The 4,953-nt window shown below is 66.8% G+C and carries 3 protein-coding genes; all 3 read right to left on the bottom strand.

Going from position 1 to position 4,953, the window contains the following annotated elements; genetic code table 11:
- Positions 1-265: 265 nt before the first annotated feature.
- Complete coding sequence (locus G3N93_RS34615) at positions 266-913, bottom strand: glutathione S-transferase family protein (RefSeq protein ID WP_206134986.1); 648 nt, start codon at positions 911-913, stop codon at positions 266-268.
- 106 nt (positions 914-1,019) lie between these two features.
- Positions 1,020-4,181 (bottom strand): multidrug efflux RND transporter permease subunit, encoded by a 3,162-nt coding sequence (locus G3N93_RS34610; protein ID WP_206134985.1) that lies wholly within the window; start codon positions 4,179-4,181, stop codon positions 1,020-1,022.
- 21 nt (positions 4,182-4,202) lie between these two features.
- On the bottom strand, positions 4,203-4,953 hold a 751-nt coding region (locus G3N93_RS34605), incomplete at its 5' end, for a metallopeptidase TldD-related protein (RefSeq protein WP_241026827.1).

The raw sequence follows: 4,953 nt of genomic DNA, 5'->3' as shown, positions 1-4,953 counted from the left end.
AACTCGCGAATAGTTGCCGCCGCGCTCCTACCGTACTTGATGTAGAGCCGAACCGCTCGAACCCGGTCTTCGTACGAATACATGAACTACCTCCAAGGTAGTCCAAGATTTTGTCCGCAACCCCGAACACGACATTTCTAAAAAGCTACTACAACACAAACCGCCGATAATGATGATTATGTCAAATTAGATATTTCAGCCCCAATCCCCGCGGCAAGCAGCCCTCAACCGGCCACTGCCGCACTTTTGAACGCCTCCGAAACGCTCAGGCAACCGGATTCATCCACTCGGTCAGCCCTTCGCGCGCATTCAATTCCAGGAACGTCGGCATCGCACGAAGCTCGTGGATATAACGCCCCAGATTCGCCCACGTCGTCGCCGGACGCGGCATGTTACGCGTCCAGCGCATGAGCATCAACGCCAGGAAATCGACCGTGCTCAACCGATCGTTGATCAGGTACGAACGACCGTCGGACAGCAGATTGTCGAGATGCGTCATCGACTCCTCGACTTGCCCCCGCGAAAACGCCTTCACCATCTCGGCACATCGCGGATCGCCATCCGTCTCCGCATAAAACCAGTTTCGCATCGCCGGCAAGACGGAATTGGCAAGATAGATCATCATCTCGAACCACGCGGCACGTTCAGGCGAGCCCGGCTCAGGAGCCAGACCCGACGCCGGATGACGCTCGGCGAGCAGCATCAACAAGGCTGCCGATTCGGTCCGCGGCACGCCGTCGACGACCAGCGTCGGCACCCGGCCGGCCGGATTCAGCCGCAGATACTCCGGCGTATGCTGCGCACCCGAATCGATATCGACGAGGCGCGTTTCGAACGGCACGCCGAGTTCGATCAACATCCAGTGCACGGCCATGCTTGCCGCACCCGGCGAGTAATACAAAACGTAGGACATAGTCTGAGTCCGTCTCCTTGAATTGAATCATCCACTAGCCGTCTGCACGACGACCGCAATCGATCAACATCAACGCCACGCACGATAATCAGCTGGCGAAGCTGCATTACTCCCTCACCGCCTCCGCTTGCCGATCATCCCGCTTCGCCACCGCCACCCGCCGGCCGCGTTGCCCAACCGACGCCACGACCCGAAACGCCACCGGCGCAAACACGAGCCCGAACACCGTCGCCGCCAGCACGCCTCCGAACGCGCCCGTGCCGATCGACCGCCGGCTTTCCGCCCCCGCGCCCGTCGCCAGCACGAGCGGCACGACGCCCAGCAAGAAAGCCATCGACGTCATCACGATCGGCCGGAATCGCGCAGCAGCCGCGTCGACCACCGCCTGCCGCAGCGGCACGCCGTGCCCGGCCAGGTCGCGCGCGTACTGAACGATCAGGATCGCGTTCTTCGCCGCCAGCCCGACCACGGTGATCATCCCGACCTTGAAATATACGTCGTTCGGCATGCCGCGCGCGAGCGCCGCCGCGATCGCGCCGATCATGCCGAGCGGCACGATCGTCAGCACGGACAACGGAATCGTCCAGCTTTCGTACAGCGCAGCCAGCGCCATGAAAACCGCGAGCACCGACAACCCGACGAGCAGCGGCGTCTGCCGCGCGGCGACCTGCTCCTCGCGCGCCGCATCGACCCAGTCGAAGCCGATCCCGGCCGGCAGCGCACCGGCAAGCCGCTCCATCTCCGCCATCGCCGCGCCCGAACTCGTGCCGGTCGCCGCCCGGCCGCTGATGTCGAGCGACGGATAGCCGTTGTACCGGTTCAGCATTACCGGCCCGATCGTCCAGTGCGGCGCGGCGATGGCCGACAGCGGCACCATGTCGCCGGTACGGTTCGGCACGGTCAGCGCCATCAGTTGCGTATCGGTCGCGCGTGCGACCGGATCGGCCTCGATGATCACCCGCCGCATCCGGCCCGACGCCGGGAAGTCGTTGATGTAGTTCGAGCCGAACGTGCCGCCCAGGAGCCCCGCAATCCGCTCGAACGGTACGCCGAGCGCATACGCCTTCGCGCGATCGATATCGAGTTCGATACGCGGTGCGTCCGGCAGGTCCTCGAAATGCACGGCGGAGAGCAACGGATCTGCCTTCGCGCGCTCGGCAAGCTGCTCGCGGGCCGCCTTCAGCGCGTCGAGCCCGACCCCGCCGCGATCCTCGAGCCGGAACGTGAAGCCGTCCGAATGCCCGATGCCGCGCACCGAAGGTGGCAGCGCCGCCTCGACGTCGCCGTCGAGGATCGCGCCGAACCGCCCGTTGAGCCGGTCGCGCAACGCCATCGCATCGACGTCGCGCTTCGCCCAGTCCTTCAATTCCACGAACGCCATCCCGACGTTCTGTCCGCTGCCCACGAAACTCCAGCCGATCACGCTCGTCACGTTCGCAATCGCCGGCTCCCCGTGCAGGATGGCCTCCACACGCTCGACGACCGCAAGCGTGCGCGCCTGCGTGGCGCCGGCCGGCAACTGGATCATCACCTGTAGCTGCCCCTGGTCCTCGGTGGGCAGGAAGCCGCCCGGCATCATCCAGTACAGCAGCCCGCATCCGATCACGAGCGCGACATAGACGGCCACGACCATGCCGGTGCGGCGCACGGCAAACACGGCGAGACGGCGATAACCGGTTTCGGCGCGCGCGAAGGCTGCACCGAACCGGTCGGCCAGACGCGCGCCGATGCCGCGTCGTTGCGCACGGCCGGTGCCGCCATCGTGTCGCGCGACCGGCTTCAGCAGGTTCGCGCACAACGCGGGCGTGAGCGACAGCGCCATGAACGACGACACCAGCATCGACGCGATCATCGCGACCGCGAATTGCCGGTAGATACCGCCGACGCTGCCCGGGAAAAACGCCATCGGCACGAATACGGCCGTCAGCACCGCGGTCACGCCGACGATCGCCCCGCCGATCCGCTTCATGGCCCGGCGCGTGGCGTCGCGCGGCGACACGCCCTCCTCCATCACGCGGTGCACGCTCTCGACGACGACGATCGCATCGTCGACCAGGATGCCGATCGCCAGCACGAGGCCGAACATCGTGAACACGTTGATCGACAGCCCGAACGCCCACATCGCGACGAACGCGCCCATCAGCGTGACCGGAATCACGACGGTCGGCACCAGCGTGTAGCGCAGGTCGCGCAGGAACAGCCACATCACGCAGAACACCAGCGCGACGGCCTCGACGAGCGTCAGCACGACTTCATGAATCGCGATCTTGACGAAATGCGCGCCGTCGAACGGAATCTCGACCGCCACGCCTGGCGGCAATGTCCGCGACAGCTCGGCAAGCCGTGCGCGAATCGCATTCGACGTTTCGAGCGCATTGCCGCGCGGGCCGAGCTGGATGCCGACCGTCGCGGCCGGCCGGCCGTTCAGCCGCGAATAGAACGAATAGTCGTCGCGGCCGATCTCGACGCGCGCGACATCGGCCACGCGCACCACCGAGCCGTCCTGTTTCGACTTCAGCACGATCCGGCCGAACTCCTCGGGCGACGTCAGCTGCCCCTTGACCACGACCGTCGCGGTGAGCTGCTGGCCGCGCACGAACGGCGCGTCGCCGATCGCGCCGGCCGTGACCGTCGCGTTCTGTGCGCTGATCGCTGTAATCACGTCGTCGGCGCCGAGATCGTATTCGCGCAGCTTGACCGGATCGAGCCAGACCCGCAGCGCCTCGTCGGCATCCCACAGCTCGGCCGCGCCCACCCCCGGCGCACGCTTCAGCTCGCGCAGCACGTAGCGGTTCAGGTAGTCGCCGAGCTGCGCGGAATCGCGCGTGCCGTCGGTCGACGTCAGCGTGACGAGCATCAGGAACGTGTTCGCCGCCTTGAACACGCCGATCCCCTGCTGGACGACCTGCTGCGGCAGCCGCGGCTCGACCTGCTTCAAGCGGTTGTTGACGTCGACGAGCGCGATGTCCGGATCGGTGCTCGGCGCGAACGTCACATCGATCTCGAGGTTGCCGTGGCCGTCGCTGCTGGTCTCGTAGTACAGCAGCCCGTCGGCGCCATCGAGGCTCTCCTCGATGATGCTGCCGACGTCGGCATCGACCGTCTCGGTCGACGCACCCGGATAGGACGCGGTGATCACGACCCGCGGCGGCGCCAGGCGCGGATACTGCGCGATCGGCAACTGCGGAATGGCCAGCACGCCCGCGACGACGATCGCGAGCGCGACGATCCACGCAAAGACGGGACGGTCGATAAAGAATGACGGCATCGGCGAGTGTCGGCGAGCGCGCTACAGCGTGAGCTCGAACGAACGCGCGAGCAGCCCCGGCAGTTGCGCGCCTCCGGTGGCTCGCTCGCCGTATGTATCGTCGTTCGCGAGCAGCGCCGACGTCGCGCCGAGTTGCTCGAGCTCCGATCCGAACAGCCGGTAGAAGCTGTCGTCGAACCGCATCGCGTCGATCGGTGCGACGATCCGCCCGCCTTCGACCCAGAACGTCGCGAACCGCGTCATCCCCGTCATCCGGCACGCGATCGGGTCCGAGAAGTTCAGGTACCAGAGGTTGCCGACGTAGAGCCCCGTGTCGAGCGCGGCCAGCACGTCGGCATCGGCGAGCGTACCGCCCGCGATCGTCAGCGACTGCGGCGATTCGCCGTTGTCCGCGCCGTTCGGCGTGCCTCCTTGCTCGCGCGCGGTGCGTGCGCAGACGAGCTGCCCGGCGCCCCGCCCTTCGACGACGAGCGGCACGCTGTCACGCCGGTAGCCGTCCGCGTTGAACGCCGGTGCGATACCCAGCGAGAAATCCTCGGTGATCGACACGCGCGGATCGAGCGCAACCTCGCCGGCGTACAGACGATGCAGCGGGCTGCGGGCGCTCGCCAGCGCGCGCGCCGAAAAACCGCTCCAGCCGAGCAGGCTCGTCATCTCGTGGACGGCATCCGGCGAGAAATACGCGCGGTAGCGCCCGGGCGCAAGCGCCTTCGGCGTGGGGCCGAGCACGGGCAGCCGCGCGGCGGCCGCGTCGACCTTGGCCGCGAACGCG

Source organism: Burkholderia sp. Se-20378, assembly GCF_017104665.1.
Taxonomy (GTDB): Bacteria; Pseudomonadota; Gammaproteobacteria; order Burkholderiales; family Burkholderiaceae; genus Burkholderia; species Burkholderia lata.
The sequence above is the reverse complement of the archived record's forward strand: the minus strand, read 5'-3'. Positions and strand labels throughout refer to the sequence as shown.